This is a genomic window from Solibacillus ferritrahens (assembly GCF_037027585.1).
Taxonomy (GTDB): domain Bacteria; phylum Bacillota; class Bacilli; order Bacillales_A; family Planococcaceae; genus Solibacillus; species Solibacillus ferritrahens.
Window position 1 is genome coordinate 1 of sequence record NZ_JAXCLE010000006.1, and the last position, 20,133, is coordinate 20,133.

19 protein-coding genes, 1 tRNA gene and 1 pseudogene are annotated in these 20,133 nt (G+C 37.7%); 15 read left to right on the plus strand and 6 right to left on the minus strand.

Going from position 1 to position 20,133, the window contains the following annotated elements:
- The 3 genes and pseudogenes from SNE38_RS07315 to SNE38_RS07325 form a co-directional block, all read right to left on the minus strand.
- A pseudogene (locus SNE38_RS07315) lies at positions 1 to 924 on the minus strand (IS3 family transposase); the annotation flags it as partial.
- Positions 925 to 1,238: 314 nt separating this feature from the next.
- Positions 1,239 to 1,311: transfer RNA gene (locus tag SNE38_RS07320), tRNA-Val, on the minus strand.
- 117 nt (positions 1,312 to 1,428) lie between these two features.
- Complete coding sequence (locus tag SNE38_RS07325; protein WP_336046201.1) at positions 1,429 to 1,650, minus strand: hypothetical protein; 222 nt, start codon at positions 1,648 to 1,650, stop codon at positions 1,429 to 1,431.
- 170 nt (positions 1,651 to 1,820) lie between these two features.
- Between SNE38_RS07325 and SNE38_RS07330 the strand changes: the two genes are divergently transcribed.
- The 7 genes from SNE38_RS07330 to SNE38_RS07360 all read left to right on the plus strand — a co-directional run bounded on the left by SNE38_RS07330 (position 1,821) and on the right by SNE38_RS07360 (position 7,145).
- Positions 1,821 to 3,083, plus strand: a complete 1,263-nt coding sequence (locus SNE38_RS07330) for a M48 family metallopeptidase (protein ID WP_336046202.1) — start codon at positions 1,821 to 1,823, stop codon at positions 3,081 to 3,083.
- Positions 3,084 to 3,277: 194 nt separating this feature from the next.
- A complete protein-coding gene (locus SNE38_RS07335) occupies positions 3,278 to 4,231 on the plus strand; it encodes a phosphotransferase enzyme family protein (protein ID WP_336046203.1) in 954 nt (317 codons plus the stop codon).
- Between the two features lie 170 nt (positions 4,232 to 4,401).
- Positions 4,402 to 4,944 carry a DJ-1/PfpI family protein gene (locus SNE38_RS07340; protein WP_336046204.1) on the plus strand — a complete coding sequence of 181 codons (543 nt, stop codon included), beginning with the start codon at positions 4,402 to 4,404 and terminating at the stop codon, positions 4,942 to 4,944.
- 29 nt (positions 4,945 to 4,973) lie between these two features.
- A complete protein-coding gene (locus SNE38_RS07345; RefSeq protein WP_336046205.1) occupies positions 4,974 to 5,573 on the plus strand; it encodes a protein kinase in 600 nt (199 codons plus the stop codon).
- A 32-nt stretch (positions 5,574 to 5,605) separates the two neighbouring features.
- Positions 5,606 to 5,800 carry a DUF6366 family protein gene (locus SNE38_RS07350; RefSeq protein WP_336046206.1) on the plus strand — a complete coding sequence of 65 codons (195 nt, stop codon included), beginning with the start codon at positions 5,606 to 5,608 and terminating at the stop codon, positions 5,798 to 5,800.
- Positions 5,801 to 5,825: 25 nt separating this feature from the next.
- Positions 5,826 to 6,173: a DUF3139 domain-containing protein gene (locus tag SNE38_RS07355; protein WP_191703605.1), complete on the plus strand. Its 348-nt coding sequence runs from the start codon at positions 5,826 to 5,828 to the stop codon at positions 6,171 to 6,173.
- Positions 6,174 to 6,518: 345 nt separating this feature from the next.
- Complete coding sequence (locus SNE38_RS07360; protein ID WP_336046207.1) at positions 6,519 to 7,145, plus strand: hypothetical protein; 627 nt, start codon at positions 6,519 to 6,521, stop codon at positions 7,143 to 7,145.
- A gap of 41 nt (positions 7,146 to 7,186) precedes the next feature.
- Here SNE38_RS07360 and cydC read toward each other — a convergent pair whose 3' ends face one another.
- Complete coding sequence (gene cydC / locus SNE38_RS07365; protein ID WP_336046208.1) at positions 7,187 to 8,851, minus strand: thiol reductant ABC exporter subunit CydC; 1,665 nt, start codon at positions 8,849 to 8,851, stop codon at positions 7,187 to 7,189.
- The gene (gene cydD / locus SNE38_RS07370) at positions 8,851 to 10,551 is read right to left on the minus strand and encodes a thiol reductant ABC exporter subunit CydD (protein ID WP_336046209.1); all 1,701 of its coding nucleotides are present in this window, start codon (positions 10,549 to 10,551) and stop codon (positions 8,851 to 8,853) included. The genes cydC and cydD overlap by 1 nt, the downstream gene beginning before the upstream one ends.
- Before the next feature lie 193 nt (positions 10,552 to 10,744).
- Between cydD and SNE38_RS07375 the strand changes: the two genes are divergently transcribed.
- The 6 genes from SNE38_RS07375 (at position 10,745) to SNE38_RS07395 (ending at position 16,551) form a co-directional block, all read left to right on the plus strand.
- Positions 10,745 to 12,076, plus strand: coding sequence for a cytochrome ubiquinol oxidase subunit I (locus tag SNE38_RS07375; protein ID WP_336046210.1), 1,332 nt, complete (start codon positions 10,745 to 10,747; stop codon positions 12,074 to 12,076).
- Entirely contained in the window at positions 12,076 to 13,104 is a 1,029-nt protein-coding gene (locus SNE38_RS07380) for a cytochrome d ubiquinol oxidase subunit II (protein WP_191703600.1), read from the plus strand. Before SNE38_RS07375 ends, SNE38_RS07380 begins: the two co-directional genes overlap by 1 nt.
- A gap of 12 nt (positions 13,105 to 13,116) precedes the next feature.
- Positions 13,117 to 13,212, plus strand: a complete 96-nt coding sequence (gene cydS / locus SNE38_RS19280; protein ID WP_404828892.1) for a cytochrome bd oxidase small subunit CydS — start codon at positions 13,117 to 13,119, stop codon at positions 13,210 to 13,212.
- Positions 13,213 to 13,368: 156 nt separating this feature from the next.
- Entirely contained in the window at positions 13,369 to 14,334 is a 966-nt protein-coding gene (locus SNE38_RS07385; RefSeq protein WP_191703599.1) for a quinone oxidoreductase family protein, read from the plus strand.
- A gap of 44 nt (positions 14,335 to 14,378) precedes the next feature.
- Complete coding sequence (locus SNE38_RS07390) at positions 14,379 to 15,011, plus strand: alpha/beta fold hydrolase (protein ID WP_191703598.1); 633 nt, start codon at positions 14,379 to 14,381, stop codon at positions 15,009 to 15,011.
- A gap of 520 nt (positions 15,012 to 15,531) precedes the next feature.
- Positions 15,532 to 16,551 (plus strand): serine hydrolase domain-containing protein, encoded by a 1,020-nt coding sequence (locus SNE38_RS07395; RefSeq protein ID WP_336046211.1) that lies wholly within the window; start codon positions 15,532 to 15,534, stop codon positions 16,549 to 16,551.
- Between the two features lie 415 nt (positions 16,552 to 16,966).
- On the opposite strand, the gene SNE38_RS07400 is transcribed toward SNE38_RS07395, so the two are convergent.
- A complete protein-coding gene (locus tag SNE38_RS07400; RefSeq protein ID WP_191703596.1) occupies positions 16,967 to 17,884 on the minus strand; it encodes an EamA family transporter in 918 nt (305 codons plus the stop codon).
- Positions 17,885 to 18,069: 185 nt separating this feature from the next.
- Here SNE38_RS07400 and SNE38_RS07405 point away from each other — a divergent pair, with 185 nt between their 5' ends.
- Together SNE38_RS07405 and SNE38_RS07410 are read left to right on the plus strand one after the other, a co-directional pair.
- Positions 18,070 to 18,828 carry an N-acetylmuramoyl-L-alanine amidase gene (locus tag SNE38_RS07405; protein ID WP_336046212.1) on the plus strand — a complete coding sequence of 253 codons (759 nt, stop codon included), beginning with the start codon at positions 18,070 to 18,072 and terminating at the stop codon, positions 18,826 to 18,828.
- Between the two features lie 55 nt (positions 18,829 to 18,883).
- The gene (locus SNE38_RS07410) at positions 18,884 to 19,786 is read left to right on the plus strand and encodes a stalk domain-containing protein (protein ID WP_336046213.1); all 903 of its coding nucleotides are present in this window, start codon (positions 18,884 to 18,886) and stop codon (positions 19,784 to 19,786) included.
- Positions 19,787 to 20,133 lie beyond the last annotated feature (347 nt).

Sequence of the window (20,133 nt, forward strand, 5' to 3'; positions counted from 1 at the left end):
TCAGTGATCGCTGGATTCCGAATGTTTCAAGTGCCTCTGAAATTAGTTTGTTATCGAACTCTTTTCCACGGTCAGTATGAAACATTTTGACGTCATTCAGATTGGCCTGAATGCTCGCAATTGCTTGATACACAAGCTCGGCTGTTTTATTTTCACCAGCACTAAACCCGATGATTTCACGATTAAACAGATCGACAAACAGGCATACATAGTGCCATTTTTTTCCGACACGAACGTATGTTAAATCACTGACAATAACCGCTAATTGCTTGTCCTGATTGAATTCACGTTTCAATTCGTTCTTAACAGGTGCTTCATTACAGCTCGATTTATGTGGTTTAAATTGGGCTACAGTATAGTTTGAAACAAGACCCATTTCATTCATCAAACGACCGATTCGACGGCGTGATATTTGCTTTGGCTCTGGTAATTTCGTGAGTTCTTTCTTGATTTTGCGTGTGCCATAATTATTGCGGCTGGCTTTAAAGATGCGGTCAATTTCCTTTGAAAGTGCCGCATCTGCTGTCTTTTTTGCACGCTTACCAGAAAGATCCGCATGGTAGTAATACGTGCTGGTTGGAATGTCGAGGACGGCACACATTGCTGATACCGAATATTTGTGAGCGTTGTTTCGAATCACATTTATTTTCGTCCCATGATCAGCGCCGCTTGCTTTAAAATGTCGTTCTCCATCAGTAAACGTTGGTTTTCTTTGCGTAACTTAGCCAACTCATTTTCTTCCTCAGAACGGTTATCCTTTGCAGCGAATGAGCCCGTTTCCTGATGGTTCTTAATCCAGCGATCTAGCGCAGAAGGCGTTAGTCCATATTCTTTGGCAATCTCTGCACGAGGTTTCCCATTTTCATAAAGCTTCACCATTTGCAGTTTAAATTCGGGTGTATACGTTTTTCGTTGACGTGTCATATAAAGCACGCTCCCTTAAGTTAGTAGTCTAAGTTTACAAGCCCTTATTTAATCTGTCCAACATAGTGTAGCCTATCCAGGTCACGCCAACCCTAAAATCACATTGGAATTCTATGCACACCTATTACCGAATGCAGATAATGACATTGCAGACATTTTTCACAAGGCTATCCAATGTAACACTAAATAATTGGAAAAAATCTTGCGGACAAATTGCGGGAAAATCCTAAAATTCAAGCGTAAGGTAGTAAGTCTCCCAAAAAGAAAAAGTCCGTAAACGTTGATATAACAAAGTTTACGGGCATTTGAAATGATGGTCTCGACAAGTCTCGAACTTGCGACCCCCACCTTGTCGAGGTGGTGCTCTCCCAACTGAGCTACAAGACCTTGATAAGATACTTAAATAACAGTGTTCTTATATATCATCATAGCATTTCAGAAGAAAGAGGTAAATAGGAGGTTGTTATAATTTTACAATAAATTATTCGTGCTTTTCACTACATATTAACGTTTTTTCTTCTTATCATCTTTTAGTAATGTTTGCTTCTTATCTATCTTTTCCAGGGCTACATGGACTTGATATTTATTGTCTTCGAGTTGAACAACATTGACTACTTTTCCTTTACGGCCTTTTATCTTGAGATTTTCATCAACCTCGGGAATACGTTCTAAACATTGACTTAGTACAGGTGTGTTGTTTTCTAAATAATGAATAGCAAATTGCATGATTATAGGCTCCTTGTAAACTCAAATATAAGTTTGAGTGAATTTTTTTCAATTTATGATGATTTCGGAGCGTATAGAACTGACTGAAAAGGAGATAGACAAACTATTTAGAAATGATTTCTCCACTTCAATAATATGATAGGGTAACGAATGAATTGAGGTGTGAAGAAGTGACGAAAAAATGGGGTTTAATGGCTGTTGCTGCATTTAGTCTGTATGTTGCCGCGATGTATTTTTATATTTTTCATGGTCCAAATAGCGGGATACCAGATGCTCTTCAAGGATCGGCAGCGGATCCAAGTACTTTTCTTACAACGCAGGAGTTGTTATTAAGTGAAGATTTATCAAAGATAAGAAATTTCCTGTTCTTTGTAGCAGGGCCGTTGGAATGGCTGCTTTATTTTGCTATTTTGATTACTGGAATGTCACGGGTGTTTGAAAAATGGAGTTCTGTACAGTTTAAATGGTCCCTGTTTAGAACAGGCATGTATGTTTTTTTGCTCTCGTTAGTATTGTTCATCCTACGATTCCCACTGGACTTTTATCAGTATACGGTGAGCAAAAGCTATGGCATTAGTACTCAGCTTTTTTCCTCCTGGATGCGGGATAATGTAATTGATTTTTGGCTTGATTTTGGGATGTCGGTGATTACGGTGTCGGTTCTCTATTGGCTTATTAAAAAAAGTCCGAAGAGATGGTGGTTATATACTTGGGCGTTAACAGTTCCATTTTCAATTTTCCTTATGTTCATCCAACCCGTCGTGATTGACCCCATCTATAATGATTTTTATCCATTAAAGGATAAGGAATTGGAGACGAAGATACTTTCACTCGCAGAGCAGGCGGACATTCCTTCTGACCATGTGTATGAAGTGAATATGTCGGAAAAGACGAATGCTTTAAATGCGTATGTGACAGGGATCGGTGGAAATTCTAGAATTGTGCTGTGGGATACGACATTAGACCGGTTAACGCATGATGAGATTCTCTTTATAATGGCGCATGAGATGGGGCATTACTTGTTAAAAGATATTTATATTAACATCGCTGTCTATTTGGTCATGACGCTTATTGGGCTTTGGTTAATTGCAAAAATAATGCCTAGTATGATTAATCGTTATGGATCGATTTTAAAAGTTAAGAAATTAAGTAATATTAGTTCGCTGCCATTGTTTTTATTGATTTCATCTTTTCTGTTATTCTTCTCAAACCCATTGTCAAATGCGGTTTCACGTTATCAGGAGGTTCGGGCCGATGAATATGCAATGGAACTCGTGGAAAATCCCGAAGCAGCGATTTCGACGTTTCAACAGTTGACGAAAGCTGGGCTTGGCGAAGTAAACCCGTCCACACTGGTTAAATGGTTCCGCTACTCCCATCCGCCGATGTTAGAAAGAATCAATAAAGTAGCCGAACAAGCTGATGAAGAATAGAAAAATAGAATAGGTTAGGCGCTTCAAATCCCTGTAAATCAGGGGTTTGAGGCGTTTTTCCTTTTTCTGATGAATCGGGGAGAATGAAGCATTTTATTGAACAAAACCTATAATCATAAATTACATATGTTATTATTTACATATTAGTCCTAATAATTGGAATAGAATAAAAATTACAACGGGGGATAGCTCTTATGGAACAAAAAATACTAGAATTGCTTAACGAAATTTATCCAGTAGATTTGATTAAAGTGGAAGCCGTTACAAATGAAATGTATCGGTGTACCGGAGCACAAGGCGAATATTTTGCAAGGATTACAAACTACAAAGGGTATGATGAACAAGTAGAAGAGGTTGCCTATACAAACTACCTACATAAAGCCGGACTAGGTGTATCACCAACAATCCTTTCTATAAATGGTCAAGAGGTAGAAAAGATCTACATTAATAATAAGGAAGTATTAACAGTTCTTTATGGGGCGGCTCCTGGTAAGCACTTATCAAGAAAAGAATGGAATGCCGATGTATTAAAAGCGTTAGGTAGGCAAATCGGCAAATTACATCGTCTCTCCAGAAAGTTTGAAGAGGCTTATCCGACACGCTATATCAACGATTGGCATCAAAATGAAGAATATGCTTTTCTTAAATATATTCCTGAGGAAGAAACTGCGATTAGAAAGGTTGCGCAGGAGGTTTTAACAACGATTAAAAACCTTCCGAAAGACAAGGCCAATTATGGGTTGTTACACGGTGATTTATGGTTGGAGAATGTAGTAGTAGATCGTGATTTAAAACTGACGATGGTTGATTTTCAGGATTGTGAGAAGCATTTTTATGCTTTTGATTTAGCTGTTCCTATTTATAGTGCGATTGAGTATACTTTTGTCGGTGGCGGCAACATCCTGGAATATGGAAGAAGTATAACAAAAGCAATCATTGAGGGCTATAAAGAGGAAAACGATATCCCTAACGAAATGCTAGAAAAAATTCCTTTATTTATAAAACTAAAAGAAGTGTTTGAGTATAGCTTAATGCATATGTACTGGAACAAAGAAAAGTTAACGGAAGAACAGATTCGAATCATGAACCATTTTAGGATTCGAATTGAAAATAACTACAATTTGTTGGATATAGAGGGTTTATTTTAAACAGCTTTGTTAGAAAATTATTTTGAATTTGAGGGACTTCTATGTCATTTGAACAATGCAAAAATGTGAATGCTTTAATGATGAAATACTTATTAGAAAATAATCATTAATTTAGCGTGAAAGTTAGAGAAAAATTTTAAACGATCCTTGGGGAAAAGGAGACAACCATAGTGAAAAAAACAGCCATCATATTGTATCCACAATTTAGCGAATATGAGTTAAGTGTAACGTTATCTATTTTAATGCAAGGAAACAAGCCCATTGTTACCGTGGGGCTGGATAACCAACCTATTAGGGGAGAGTCTGGATTAACTTGTGTAGCTGACACCACGATTAGTGAAATTAACATTGAAGAGATTGATAGTATCGTGTTACCGGGTTGTTTGGATATTGAACCGCTTCTAGATGAAGAGGACTTAGTTGAGTTTTTAAAGCAGGTCTTTTCAACAGAAACAATCGTTGCCAGTATATCAAGTTCTCCGTATTTTTTGGCAAATGCGGGTTTGCTGACAGGGAAGAAATATACGGTGGGGTTACCGATGGAAGCGATTGAAAAATTAGGCGTTTTTGAGAAGGAAAATTACTGTCCTGATTTAGTCGTACAAGATGGCAATATGATTACAGCAAGAGGAAATGGATTTATTAAATTCGGCATATGTTTAGGAAAGGCATTAAACCTCGAATTTGATGAAAGTTGGTATCAAGGAACGTAGAAAATACATAATGATTTGGTGATGATGAAATGGATATTTCCAAGGTGGTAGAAAGTATTGATGATATTATAAAAAATGCGAAAATGATTGGTATCGGCTCAACAAGAAAAGTTTATCATAATGAAAACCTTGTCATTAAAACATTTTTACATCCTATTGGATACGCTCAAAGTAAAAATGAATATGAAATGTATCAATCATTAGAAATGCAGCGATTAGAAAAGCATATCGCTCCCATTCTTTTTATGAACGAAAAATATGTCGTTCAGCCTTTTTATGAGCAACTCCCTTTAAACAATTACTGCTCATACGATCTTGATTTAGAGATGGATCCAAGAATGACAGAAGATTTAAAAGCTGCCCTCGATGTAATTGATAAAGAACTGGATGGCTTTGATTTTAAAGATAGCGGAAATTACGGATTGAATGAGGAAGGTCATCTAGTTTTAATTGACTACGGCATGACTAAAACATTATATGAAGAACAGTGGGTTCCATTAGCTGAAGCGGGTACACTTCCTCAAATTCGATTTGAAAAATGTCAGGTGTGTAATATCGAAAAGGAACTTCGAATGTATGGAGAAAATGACACCGATCTGCGTTGTGTAGCTTGTGGTAAAGATCATTAATAAAAAGTAGATTTTTGATGGAGGTGTACTGAGTGGATAAAAATAATGAAACTCCCGAAGCACGAAGAGAGCGATTGAGACAGGAAGAATTAAAGCGAAATCCAGCTGCTAGTATGCATGGTGGAGGTCTTCAGGATTTGATTGGGGATTTGGGTTGGAAAGGGACAGGAATACTCTTTCTTATAATAGTAATTGCTGTTGTTATCTATTTAGCATTTTTCAATTAAAGGGAGTATAAACAGGGAGGGGAATATGACCAAACGTTCTAAAGTAGTTATATTTATCGCTATTTTAGTTTTAGGATTAATACTAGCACGGTTTCTTTATATTGAAGTGAATAAAAGTATTTATAAAAATAGGGTATCGGATTATTTGATTACGGAAATGGGATACGATGAAAGTGAAATAGCCAAAGTTGAAGGGGTTTATGGATTCAAAATGCCTGAATTTTATGTAGCTGTGGTCTTTAAAAATGAACCGTACGTTGAATATCTTTATTTTGCACATGGCCGCGTATCACAGTACGAGTATCAGATTATTGATTCTCAGTACAAGAATTTATCTCAGGATGAATTGAAAAATTATGAACCGAGATTCTAACGCCAATCTTTTATGTGAAATAAATAAGGGAAGTTTTTACCCTTAAATGCAAAACTGGCGGGATTTGAGCGGAAATAAGGGGAGAAATTACCGTTATTTCATTAAAAAGCACGTTTTTTTATGATTTTAGACATGATAAGGGAAAATTCTTCCGTTATTTTTAAGGATTTTCTGATTATTTTTGAAATTAGGGAAATTATTACCGCTATTTTAAATTTCTTTACTCAAATAACAAAATACATATCATAACGGAGTGATCACTTGTATACGAAAACTGAAATTTGTAATGATATTGTGTCAATTTTGGAAAATGACTATGCAGGCATAAGACTGGGGTGAGAATTTTTGAGAAATAAATATGCCATTTTGTTTTCTACCTTACTTTTAATTTTAATAGTAAGCTCTGGATGCGCTACTATTTCAGGTGAGGAGAAAATAACAATCGAGGTTAATTCGGAATCAGAATATGTGAATACATTCGATGATTTAAATTTAGGCGTCCTGTTTGATTTTAATATTAAATTACCGAATGCTGATAAAAGCTGGGTGAATCTATGGGGGGAGCGATATATTGACGGTGAGTTAGAGTCAGAACCATTAACGCAATTGTCCTACGGGAACAGTCCTAATAAAGTTCAAGAAGGGCATTTGGGTTTTGGTATGATTAATACGAGCTCAGAAGAAGACACACTTGTTTTCCTTTATGGACCTAGTGTTAGAACCCATCCAGAAAAAATTGAAAAAGAAGCTAAGTCGGGTGTTTTTAGAGGATCGGAATATGCCATTGGTAATGACAAAGTAGAATTGGAATTAGGTCAAACAAAAATTTTAGGAATCTATAGAGAAACGGAAGGCGGCTCAATACGTACGTTCGATTTCCAAGATGAGGATTCCATTAATCAAATCATTCAACAGGATGATGAGGTACTACTACTTAAGATAAAGGTTGAAGAAAGAATTATTAATTATTAACAGAGGGCGTGATTCAGTAATTAGAATCAACGCCCTTTTCATTACTGATTAAGCATCTCACAATAAAGTCCTTTTTTAGCTAACAACTGCTGATGTGAACCACATTCGACAATTTGTCCCCGGAGCATAACGCAGATGCGATCAAACCGGTCCAAATCTGCTAGGGAATGGGTGACCATAACAACGGTTTTGTTAGCGGCTTCCTCGTGTAAGGTGTTGAACAATATTTTTTCTGTTTGAACATCCAGGCTCGTAAATGGTTCATCCACAATCCATAAGTCACTGTCTTTTAATAAAAGTCGGGCAAAAGCTAACCGCTGTTTTTCTCCGCCTGACAAATTCCCACCTTTTTCAAAAACAGGATCTTCCAGGTTTTTGTTTAACTGAGCTTTTTGGAGTACTTTCTGTATCGCTTCGTCTGATGCTTCATCGTTTGCCATTAGCAGATTGCTTTTGATTGTTCCCGAAAAGAAATGGTTGTGCTGCAGCATCGTACTCATATGCGCATACATCGACTGTGAACTGATGGCATTAATATCAGTAGTATTGACGTAAATTTCACCGGACGTTCTTTTTATTTCCTTCATTAAAAGTTGCAGCAGCGTAGTTTTGCCGCAGCCACTTGGACCAATAATGGCTATTTTCTCACCAGCCTGAATGTTTAACGAGAGCTGTTCAAGAGCATGGCGGGCAGCAGAAGGATACCAATAGGAGACGTCGTGCAATTGAATATTTTGGATAATACCCTTTAAATGGAGTGTTCCATCTGATTCATTTTTAGATGTAATTTCCTCAAGCCGGTCAACGGCATTTTTCGTGTGTCTTGCAAAAATAGGAACGAGGGCGAGCGGGACAGCCGATTCAAAAACCGTAAGCGAGATTAGCACAATTAACGCAAGATACAGGCCATCCAGCTGTCCGACTGCAGTTAAATAAGCTCCGACAAATACTACCGAAAAACTTGTAAACAAAGCGATGAGCTGATTCCATAAATAAGAAGTCTGCTCCTGATCAAGCTCTTTTCTGCGGGAATTCCCGTATGCTTTGTATAAGGCTGATAACTCCTCGGCTTTTGATTCATTTTGATGATGCAGTATTAAATCCCTGTAGCCGTAAAAGTATTCTGTAGCCAAAATCGTGAGTTCCTTTTTTTCTAATGTACTTGTAGAATATGGACGGCGGCGAAATAATATATATGGAACGACAATGCTTGTCAGAACAATGCCAATGAGCAAAAGCAATGAAATCCATGGAGAAAAAAACAGTGAAAATAATATGACGACGATAAATACAAAAAGGGCGATAAATGGTGGGTACAGTACGCGTAAAAAGAAGTTTTGCAACTGCTCCACATCGCCTGTTATACGGGTTAGCAGATCACCGCTTTTATAATTGTTAAGGACATGTGCTTGAGGCAATAGTTTTTTGAAAAAATTCATCCGCACAATGCTAATAAACTTAAAGGTAACGCGGTGTGAAATATAGCGTTCGGCATATTTACTCGCGGACTTTGTTACACCGAATAATTTAAGAAAGGCAGTTAAAATTAATATGATGTAAAAAGGCGGCATGAGGGCAGCTTTTGAAATGAGCAGACCGCTTTGTGCAAATAAAGCCACCGCTGTTAATCCGCTTATTGTGCCAGCTAGTAAAGCAAGAAGCACATCTTTTTTATCCTGCCAAATCATTGCGACCAGTTCCTGCATTACGTAACCCTCCTTTCGACCATTTCCTTATAATACGGGTGATCTTTCAGTGTATCGGGTGTGCCGGCTTTGACGATTTGCCCGTCTTCAACGATAAAAATGACATCTGCAAAACGGATGCTTTTATACTTATGAGCAGCAATAATAACGGTTGCCTGTTCACTTAGCTTTTCAATGGATGTACTGAGCAAATGTTCTGTTGCGACATCTAATCCAGCTGTTGGCTCATCAAAAAAGACAATAGAAGGTTCTTTTAGGAAAGCTCGTGCAATCGCCACGCGCTGTTTCTCGCCACCGGATAGACCGATGCCACCTTCACCGATCACGGCAGCAAGTCCGTTAGGTAACGAGGCAACCCATTCTGTTAATTGTGCTTGTTTTAATGCGGTATAAATTTGCGTATCTGAAACTTGAATGCCCATACATATATTGTCGCGAAGTGTTCCTGCAAAAATGTACGGATGCTGTGAAATATAGCTTGTTTGTGCATACCAGTCATTTGCACGGTACGATTTGCGCGGTTCACCGTTTAAATAGATGGCCCCTGAATCCAGTTCGGTTAAACTTGATAAAAGATTTAATATCGTCGTTTTTCCATGACCTGTTTTCCCGATAAATGCGGCGGTTTGTCCAGGCTGGATTGTGAATGACAGGGGGCCGATAGTAAAGCCGCTGTTATAGCGAAATATCGCACTTCTAACAGATAGCACCGGTCCGTTTGCTAATTTTTGATTTCCCCACTGTACAGGTTTTTCATCTTCCTTCAGCTGTTCTTCCAGTAATGCGGCAGCACCTAAACTTCCTCTGCCTGTATGAAATGCCGCGCCTAATTCTTTCAACGAATTATAGTATTCAGGAGCCAATGTCAAAATAAAAAATGCCGGCGCGAAGGTTAATGTTTTAAAAACAATCATTTGAAAGCCGATTTCCAGTGCGATTAAACCAATGCCAAGTGTTGTAATGAGCTCAATAAAAAGTGTTGAGGCGAATGCAATTTTTAATACGCCAAGTGTCCGGCTCATAAATGCTTCATTGCTCTTGGCTAAAATCTGCTCCTGCTGTTTGCTTTGCCCGAACAAGCGAATCGTTTGCAGCCCTTGAAGCAAGTCTAGAAATTTACCAGAAAATCGATTCAGTGCATCCAATTGCTCCTCGGATTTTTTCTTCGTTTGCATTCCGATGATGATATAAGTAATGGGTACAAATGGTGCAGTAATGAGCATGATCCAACCACTGTTCGGGTGAATGACAAACGCAGCAGTCAAAATCATAATAGGGACTACGACAGTCTTAATAAGCTGAGGTGTATATTCTCTATAATAACTTTCCAATTGGTCCACAGTGTCTATCAGTAGTGTTACTTTCTCACCGGTTTGGTAAGAGACGTGCTTTTCCATTGTCGTTGAAGACCAGTGTTGCATTAATTTTCTCCGAACTGCTACTTTTACATCTTCCGCCAGTATTCCGCCGATACGCCCTAAAGAATATTGAGAAGTCAATCTGACAACAATGGCTAATAGTAATAGTAAAAAGAAAATATACGTATAGGAAAAAGGCTTCTTTTCCATAAAAACAAGGTTGACCGTTTCTACAATGCTGTAGCTTTGCAAAATGATACTTCCTCCCAGAAATATTGAGAGGAAAATTAAAATAATAATTTTAAATCGGTTAGCACGCATGAAATGCTGCAGAAATGGCATAGTATCAACTCCTCATTAGCTATACTAGTCAAATTTTGTTAAAAGCAACCATCCACTACGCATTTTTTACTTCTGTGGAGCAGAGAATCTTTGCGAGCAGTGAATATTAACATACTGGATGTGAATACTGATGTGAGGATATTTAGTAGAACTTGCACATGATTTACAGATTCTTGATGTTGGAGGTAATACAATGGACAACTCGGCGGTGTTTTGGAGCAGGGCGCTAACAGAGCTTACATTAACTTTTCACATTATATTTGCGACGCTCGGTGTCGGGGTGCCGCTCATCATTTTAATTGCTCAGTATGTGGGCTATAAGAAAAACGATGAACATTATACATTGCTGGCACGGAGAGTAGCGCGGGGCTTTACGATTACAGTAGCGGTAGGGGTTGTGACAGGAACCATTATTGGCTTGCAGTTATCACTTTTATGGCCTCAGTTTATGGAATTAGCTGGTCAAACGATCGCACTGCCGTTATTTATGGAGACGTTCGCCTTTTTCTTTGAAGCGATCTTTTTAGGGATTTATTTGTATACGTGGGATCGATTTAAAAATCCGAAATATCATATGTTGCTTCTCATTCCGGTAGCAATCGGGGCTTTCATGTCGGCAATTTTCATTACGATTGTCAATGCGTTTATGAATGCACCGAGGGGCTTTGATCTCGTTGGCGGAGAGATCGTTAATATTCAACCGATTTTAGCGATGTTTACACCTGCTATGCCAACTAAAGTCGGACATGTGTTAACCTCGAGTTTTATGACCGTAGCATTTACACTAGCGGCGATTGCAGCTTATAAACTGCTGAAAGGTGAGGACCACATTTATCATAAAAAATCGCTGAACCTGATGATGAAGTTGGGACTCATTTTCTCGATTGCGACAGCAGTGGTAGGGGACTTTTCTGCCAAGTATTTAGCGGAATATCAACCTGAAAAACTAGCAGCGGCCGAGTGGCATTTTGAAACAGAAGCCGGGGCAGATTTAATATTTTTCGGGATACTCGATGGGGATGAAGTAAAATATGAAATTCGTATGCCGAAAGTATTGAGTTTCTTAATAAGTAATAATTTCAATGCAGAAGTAACAGGGTTAAATGATTTCCCTGAAGATGAAAGGCCACCGCTTATTACCCATTATTATTTTAATATTATGGTGGCAATCGGCAGTTTAATGATTTTCTTAGCAATGGGCTATGTAGTCGGAAAATGGAGAGGTTGGCAGTGGATTGCTTCCCGGTGGTTCAGGTGGCTTATCGTATTAGGCGGACCTTTATCATTTATAGCAATCGAAACAGGCTGGTGGTTAGCAGAACAGGGACGTCAGCCATGGATTTTATACGGGATTATGCGCACAGAGCAAGGCGCAACAACAGCAACCGGTGTCGAATGGCTGTTTATCGCATTTGCTGTTGTTTATTTAATATTAGGGATCGGAAGCGTTGTCGTATTACGAAGAATGTTTAAAAATAATCCCGTTTCCAAAGAATTAGCGCTTCGTAAAGGCGGTGAACAATAATGTCGTTAGAAATCGTCGGGATTTTTGTTTTATGGATTTTCTTGTTTGGCTACGTTATTGTCGCCTCGATTGATTTTGGGGCAGGGTTTTTCAATGCGTATAGTCTTTTAACGGGGAAAAATAATATTTTATCAAAAATAATTAAACGCTATTTATCACCGGTGTGGGAAATTACCAATGTGTTTTTAGTATTTTTCTTTGTTGGCATCGTTGGCTTCTTTCCGCAGACGGCATATTATTACGGCACAATTTTGTTAGTTCCGGTATCGATTGCTTTAATCTTGCTGGCAATCCGAGGGAGCTACTATGCGTTTGAATCCTACAGTGGGTTAAGAGGACATAAAGGATATGCGACGGCATACGGCATAGCAGGTTTATTGATCCCGGCGTCATTATCAGTCGTACTGGCGATTTCAGAGGGTGGCTTTGTCACAATGCATGAAAATGGTCCGAAACTTGACTATAGCGCGTTATTCACAAGTACTCTAGCATGGTCAATTGTCGTATTGAGTCTTACCGCTGTTCTCTATATTTCCGCAGTCTTTTTAAATTGGTATGCCAATAAAGCAGGCGATTTAAAGGCAAGTGATTTGATGCGTAAATATGCACTGATTTGGGCTATTCCTTTAATCGTCAGTGCCATGGGGATTATTTTAGAAATGCGTAATACAAATAGCTGGCACTATCAAAATATTCTAGATCTTACATGGCTATTTATCGTATCCGGCATTTTATTTATAATAACGATTTGGCTCATTTGGAGAAAGAAAAGCTATGGTCTATCGGTAGTTGTGATGATTTTACAATTTGCCACAGCTTTCTTTGCTTACGGCATTTCTCATTACCCTTATTTGCTTTATCCTTATTTAACGATTCACGATAGTTTTACAAATGAATCGATGGCCATCGCACTTGTATTAGCCTTTATTGCTGGACTATTTTTACTCATTCCATCAATGTATTTAGTATTTAAATTATTTATTTTTCATAAAGGCTATATTTCTGGAGAAGACGAAACACATGTATAGGGAGTGGATTTTATGATGGATTTTTTAATTTTCTACGCACCGTTTATTGTCGTGTTCCTCTCTGTACTTGCAGCATTTGTAGTAGCGGTAAAGACGGAGACACATTGATTGCAGTATCTTTATGTAGCGCATGATATTAAATTAAAAAACAAACACTATTTTTCCTTAAGAGAAAAATGGTGTTTTTTGCTGTGCTCCAAATGAATTCCAATACGGTTCGACCTATTATGCTAAAATATGGTTATTATGTAAGGGGGTCTATCGATGAAAGCGATTATTCAAAATGAATTTGGGGATGCAAATGTTCTTACTTACACGGAGATTAAACAACCGAAAATAGGAGATGGAGAATGTGTAATTAAAGTTTCCTATACAAGTGTCAATTATGCAGATATAAAACAGCGAATCGGCAATAAAGGTCAGGGGAAGTTTCCTTTAACATTAGGCTTAGATACTGCCGGGACCATTGTAGAAACTGCTCCCGATTCAAAATTTTCAATTGGGGACCGAGTCATTGCTTTTCCTATAGGGGGAGCCTATGCAGAATATGTTCGTGCTAATGAAAAATTAGTGTTTAAAATTCCTGACACGCTTTCATTTGAACAAGCTGCTGCCATGCCAACTGTATCCATCTTATCGTATATGCTTTTACATGAAATTGGACAAGTAAAAATGACTGATACAATTGTAATACATAGTGCTGCGGGTGGCGTAGGTTCGATGCTTATACAGTTAGCAAAAATAGCAGGTGTTGAACGCATCATTGGAACGGTTGGTAACATCGGCAAAGCAAGTTATGTAAAAAAACTTGGGGCTAACATGGTTTGTACATATGAAACATTTACAGAGGAAGTTTTGAACGTAACAAATAATCAAGGGGCAAACATTATATTCGATTCGGTTGCAGGTGATATAACAAGCAAGAGTTTAGATTGCTTAGCATTATATGGCACCCTTGTACAATTTGGGAATAGCAGTGGGAAAATTGGTCAATTGAAAACAAGTGATGTCCACAGCAGTTGCAGAAACATTAAAGGGTTTAGCTTAGGCACTACAAGAGTGCATGATCCATTACGACTGGCACCTGTTGCAGAAAAAGTAATTGAACTTTTTAATACGAAACAGCTTTCACTTCCAATCGCACAAGTTTTTAATTTAGAAGATGCTGCAGCAGCACATCAATTAATTGAAAGCCGGAATTATGAAGGAAAAGTATTGCTGAAAGTTTGAAGGAACGATTAATACCTCACAAACGGTAAAGGGGGGACCATTCAATGACATCCATCTTCGTTCATGGTTTAGGGCAAAATTCCTCAAGCTGGGAGGAAACGATTACATTCATGGGGGAATCAAATCAAATGTATCATCCGGATTTGTTTGATCTTGTGAAGGGTCAAGAATTAACTTATAAAAATCTATACGCTGCTTTCTCGGAATATATTGAGAAATTACTAGAACCCGTCAATCTTGTTGGCCTTTCGCTTGGAGCAATTTTGGCATTGAATTATACGATAGATCATCCGGAAAAAGTGCAATCTCTTGTTTTAATAGCCCCACAATATAAAATGCCGAAATTATTATTGAAAGTACAAAATATTGTTTTTCGGTTTATACCAAAATCGTCTTTTCAGAAACTTGGCTCCAGCAAGAGCGATTTCATTCGATTGACTGAATCTATGACAGACTTGGATTTCAGTCAAGGTTTGAAGAGGATTGGATGCAATACGTTAGTTGTATGTGGGGAAAAGGATAAAGCGAATAAAAGGGCAGCGGAGCAGTTGGCGGCACAACTACCGAATGCAGATATAAGCATAGTTAAAGGTGCTGGTCATGAAGTAAATACGGATGCTCCCGAAAAATTGGCGTCCTTACTTACGATATTTTTGAAAGAAACAGTAAAGGGGTGATTCATTATAGAAACGTTTGCAATTATTGTGGCTTTATGGATATTTTTATGGTCAATAACAACAACAATACAAAAATCAACAGATAAAATTGTAGAGAAGCAAGTTGAGCAAAATAAATTGTTAGAAGAAATAAAAACGAAATTGAATGATCGATAGAAAACATAAAAACGAATGAAACTGAAAATTGAAAGATAATAAGGTAATATGGCGTTTTGGCCTTGAAGTAAAGGTGAAGCAGTTAGTCAATTATTAATGTAAATATTTATGATGATTACGACTTTTTTGTGCTGCAATTAGCATTGAATTAATTTTTCGTTTTACTTGCCGTTTTTTATAATAAAATTTTCGGCGATGAAACATATAAGTTCCCCAATTTAAAATTTATAAAAATATAGTTTCTAAATTTTCAGTTTAATATGTTAAAATTAATTTGCCAAGTTTTGTTATTCTGAAAATATCATTCAGAAAATCTATGTAAACCAGTTTTTATCTTACATCATTCAATATGAAGGGGAATAAGATGAAAATGAATAAGGTTAATGAAAAAGTGCAAGCAGTTATAGAAGAAATTGATTTTTCGGGTACAGTTTTAGTAAAAAGAAATGATGAAGTAATACAGCAGTTCAGTAATGGCTATGCCAATCGATCATACGCAGTATTGAATAAGGAGTATACGCGCTTTGGGATTGCTTCTGGCTGCAAAATCTTTACAGCCGTTGCTATTTGTCAGCTTGTTGAAAAAGGTCAGCTGTCTTTTGAATCGAAGTTATCGGATGTACTGGATACTGCATTTCCTCATTTTGACCCAGACATTACGATTCATCATTTACTCACACATACAGCAGGTATACCGGATTATTTTGACGAAGAAGTGATGGATGATTTTGAACAATTATGGGTGAATTACCCGATGTATTTAATGCGTAACGGGCATGATTTTTTACCGTTATTTCAGCACGAACCAATGAAGCTAGGTGTCGGCGAGCGATTCCATTATAATAACGCCGGCTATATACTGCTTGGGCTGGTCGTTGAGAAAATTAGCAGTATGCGTTTTGAGGAGTATATAGTAGAATCAATTTTTAACAAGGCCGGTATGGGACAATCAGGATATTTTGCAATGGATGCCTTACCGGAAAATACTGCACTAGGTTATATTGACAATGAAGATGGATCATCGAGATCAAATATCTATTCCGTGCCTGCTAAAGGCGGGGCAGACGGTGGGGCATTTATAACAGTTAAAGATATGGCCCATTTTTGGAAATCGCTTTTTGACTTTGAGTTATTGAGCGAGCAGGTTACAAAGCAGTTGCTTAAACCATATATCCACACAGATGAAGATTATGACAGATTTTACGGCTATGGCGTTTGGATTGACATACACGACTCAATCATTACAAAATACCACGTAGTGGGCTATGATCCGGGGGTAAGCTTCCATTCTGCCTATTATCCGGAAAGCAATGAAATGACAGTAGTTTGTTCGAACAAAAGTGAAGGGGCTTTTGACGTCTTTAAGGCAATTGAAAATTTATAAAAGAAAAAACCAACTAGCTTTATTTTGTCTAGTTGGTTTTCTCTTTCTAATATCTGGGTTGAATCTTCTAAGGAATAAAGAAAAGTTAAGATTTTCTAATATATCGTTTTCATGTGCTAATAAGGTATCGAAATGATCAAATATCACCCGGAAATTTTCTAATATCGTGGTTAAAGTTTCTAATATACTGATAAAAGTTCTAATATAATCTCGGTAAAGAAAAAATGCTAATAACTTAGTTCAACCTTCTAATATATGTTTAAAAGTTCTAATAAATTCGCGGTTTTCTAATATATAGGTCGCATGTGCTAATAAACTGCTGAAATCTTCAAATATCACCCGTAAATCTTCTAATATCCAGTCCAAAGTTTCTAATATCGGATCATATTGTTCTAATAAAATTTCTCTAGCGACTTCATTCCGAGATGGTATCCCGTGTCTGATCCGCTCTTAACGCAATATAAATCATCATAGCCAAAATGAGCGAAGTACCAAACCATTGGAAGCTGCCAAACGGTTCCTTTAGCCATAATACAGTTGCCAGCACGGCAGTCAATGGTTCAATATTGCCAAGCAAGCTTGTTTCTTTAGCAGTAAGGGTTTGCAGGCTTTCGATATAAAACCAGAATGCGAGCATTGTGCCGAAAATAATGACGATAATTAAATAAAAGACTGTCGATCCAGTCCAATTCGAAATATCAACATCCCAAGGTGGCTGCACAAAACTCATCGTAACTCCGGCAAGCAGCATACCCCAACCAACCACAACAAGTGAATCAAACCGCTGCAGCAGAGGGATAGCATAAAGTGTATAAAAAGCAAGCGACAAACCTGACAGCAATCCCCAGATAATAGCTGGAAGAGGTACGGCAAATGCTGATAGCGAGCCGTTTGTTAGTAAAAGGAAGCTCCCGCTCAGGGCCAGCACAATGGTTACCGCATCTTTTCTTGTGAATACTGAATGACCGCGCAGTGTAACCCATACAATAATCATGACAGGTGCCAAATACTGCAGTAATGTGGCGACCGCTGCATTTCCTTCTTTAATCGATGCCATATAAGTGTATTGCACAGCGAGCATACCAACAATTGCAAATATAATTAATCGGAATGCTGTGTATTTTTGACGCCAAATATCAAGTATTTGACGGCGATCTTTAAATATTGCCTGGGTAATTAAAAGTAATATACCTGCAATAACTAGTCGTGTTGATACAAGCCAGCTCACTTCAATTCCTTGAGAAAACAGTAGTTGTGACATCGTTCCGCCAATACCCCAGAAAAAACAGCCACTTACAACTAATAAAAACCCAATCATTCTTTTGTTTTTCATGCCTAACCCTCACAGTATATATAATTACTTCATTGTAACGAACTTTTATACAAAACTCTATGATCGTTTTAACATAGCCGTGTAACAACATCATATGTATATAACTATTTTAATATAATTAATGAAATCGCTGTCCCTTTTCTCAAATTATTAGGACATATATATGAAAAAAGAGGTGAAATATCATGTTAACAATTAGTGCAGGTCATTATGGAAAAGGTACGGGGGCAGTGGGTTTTCTTGATGAAGGGGAGGAAACGTTCGAAGTTGTAAAGCAGCTCGAGAGGAAATTGAATGAAAAAGGCATTTTGGTCCATACAATCCTTGATAACCAATCGAAAAACCAACAGCAAAATTTAACGTATTTAATCCGAAAGCATAACGCCACACAACGGCATTTGGATGTGAGTATTCATTTTAATGCAACTAAAAATAAACAAAAAGCAGGAATCGGCACGGAAGTATTGTATATAAACCAGGCAATTTTGCCGTTTGCACAAAAATTAAGTGGACAAATTGCCAAAGCTGGGAAGTTTAAAAATAGGGGAGCCAAGTTACGTACAGATCTAGCCTTTTTAAAAGGAACAGTAAAAAAAGCGATCCTTATTGAAATATGCTTTGTCAGCTCCGAGGAGGATGTACGATTATACCAAGCAAATAAAGAACAGATTATTGAAGCCATTGCCGAAACTTTAAAAAGCTTCGTGTCAGTAACTGCACCGGTACAAAAGCAAATGACGATAATTTCCAGTCCTGCATTGCAGCAAGCGGTGGAAGCTTTATTTAAAGATAAACAAGTGGTTCGCCAACAGCTGGAACATGGTATTCAGACAGGTGTTTATCAAAGGATATGGTTGGATAATTTTGAACAGGGTAAATTAACAATATACGATTATTTAGCCCTCACCGCACTGCAATTTCAAAAAAATAAAATTTCTTTGTAACCTTTATGGAAATGAATCGACTAATGTAATGAACTTACCGAAAGGGTGGAATAGTATGAAAAAAATAGTACCGTTAGCATTATCTGCATTTTTATTAGGAACGATGACTGCCGGAGCAGCGCAGCCACTGAACAAAGAAGGGGCTGAGCAGGTCGTGAAGGAAGCGGCATTTGCGAAGTTTTCAGGAGAAATTACGGAAGTTAAACAACTGGAAACATCAAAGCTTTATACAGTTGAAGTAGATGGAAATATGTTCCACTTCCATGTTACTGACAAAACACTCGTTTTTGATCAACAAGGTAATGAGGCGGAGTTAAAGGTCGGGGATACAACTTCAATTTATATCTATGCCGACCAGCCAATGATTTTAATTTATCCTCCTCAATACTCACCGGCAGTGGTAATTGTGGAAAAAGAAGATGCAGCTGGCTCAGTAAAGGTTGCGCAATTTGATGACAATGGGTTAAGTGATGATGGCGATTTAAAGCTGAACTTAAACGAAAAATCTGTCATCGTAAATACAAAAGGTGAAAAAGTAGATGCGAAAGATTTAAAAAAATATAGTGCCGCTGTCTTTTACGGACCGACAACGAGAAGTATTCCTGCACAAACTTCACCTGAAAAAATTGTCGTATTTCCAAAGCTTGATGATGCTGAGGAAGTAGAAACACCTGAAATCGCACCGGAAATCCAGGCTATTATTGGTGGGGATTATAAGGAAGTCGATGGAAAAATCATGGTACCTTTACGTCTTGTGGCAGAAGAACTTGGCTTTAAAGTTACTTCTACAGGAAAAGGGGCAATTCTTTCAAAAGGCGCATTATCCTACACAGTAACGCGCGGTGAAAAAGCATATGGCCACAATCGTGCGCTGCATTATTTTGAAGTAGCACCAGTATTACTGGAAGAAAATAAAACCTATGTAGAACTTAGCTTTGCACAGGGTTTACTTCAATAGAATGATTCAGGCTGAAATTCACTAATAAGGTGAGTTTCAGCCTTTTTATTAGAAAAGTACATAAAAAAATCCTCTACTAAAAGAGGAATTTGGTGATTTTAGTTTAGGTTCTTTCTTTTAAATACCAAGAAGTTTGGAAATAAAAATAGGGCAACTCCAATTATCAAATACCATCCCTTGCCGTCGTAGGAAATCATAAGAATTAATTCCCAAACATTTGATGGACCTGAATGAGGACCATTGTTGAAGGGATAGGAAAAAATGAACGGTAATACGCCTATAAACGTAAATATGATTCCTAATAGCAGTGAGAAAGTAGCGAAGATTTTCATTGAACAGCCTCCTTA

What these genes read in the sequence shown, in the direction of transcription:
- cydC (WP_336046208.1), bottom strand. Translation starts at nt 8,851, where the DNA reads ATGCAGGAACTGGTCGCAATGATTTGGCAGGATAAAAAAGATGTGCTT.
- SNE38_RS07385 (WP_191703599.1), top strand. Translation starts at nt 13,369, where the DNA reads ATGAAAGCGATTATTCAAAATGAATTTGGGGATGCAAATGTTCTTACT.
- cydD (WP_336046209.1), bottom strand. Translation starts at nt 10,551, where the DNA reads ATGCCATTTCTGCAGCATTTCATGCGTGCTAACCGATTTAAAATTATT.
- SNE38_RS07380 (WP_191703600.1), top strand. Translation starts at nt 12,076, where the DNA reads ATGTCGTTAGAAATCGTCGGGATTTTTGTTTTATGGATTTTCTTGTTT.
- SNE38_RS07345 (WP_336046205.1), top strand. Translation starts at nt 4,974, where the DNA reads ATGGATATTTCCAAGGTGGTAGAAAGTATTGATGATATTATAAAAAAT.
- SNE38_RS07355 (WP_191703605.1), top strand. Translation starts at nt 5,826, where the DNA reads ATGACCAAACGTTCTAAAGTAGTTATATTTATCGCTATTTTAGTTTTA.
- SNE38_RS07335 (WP_336046203.1), top strand. Translation starts at nt 3,278, where the DNA reads ATGGAACAAAAAATACTAGAATTGCTTAACGAAATTTATCCAGTAGAT.
- SNE38_RS07410 (WP_336046213.1), top strand. Translation starts at nt 18,884, where the DNA reads ATGAAAAAAATAGTACCGTTAGCATTATCTGCATTTTTATTAGGAACG.
- SNE38_RS07405 (WP_336046212.1), top strand. Translation starts at nt 18,070, where the DNA reads ATGTTAACAATTAGTGCAGGTCATTATGGAAAAGGTACGGGGGCAGTG.
- cydS (WP_404828892.1), top strand. Translation starts at nt 13,117, where the DNA reads ATGATGGATTTTTTAATTTTCTACGCACCGTTTATTGTCGTGTTCCTC.
- SNE38_RS07325 (WP_336046201.1), bottom strand. Translation starts at nt 1,650, where the DNA reads ATGCAATTTGCTATTCATTATTTAGAAAACAACACACCTGTACTAAGT.
- SNE38_RS07375 (WP_336046210.1), top strand. Translation starts at nt 10,745, where the DNA reads ATGGACAACTCGGCGGTGTTTTGGAGCAGGGCGCTAACAGAGCTTACA.
- SNE38_RS07400 (WP_191703596.1), bottom strand. Translation starts at nt 17,884, where the DNA reads ATGAAAAACAAAAGAATGATTGGGTTTTTATTAGTTGTAAGTGGCTGT.
- SNE38_RS07395 (WP_336046211.1), top strand. Translation starts at nt 15,532, where the DNA reads ATGAAAATGAATAAGGTTAATGAAAAAGTGCAAGCAGTTATAGAAGAA.
- SNE38_RS07390 (WP_191703598.1), top strand. Translation starts at nt 14,379, where the DNA reads ATGACATCCATCTTCGTTCATGGTTTAGGGCAAAATTCCTCAAGCTGG.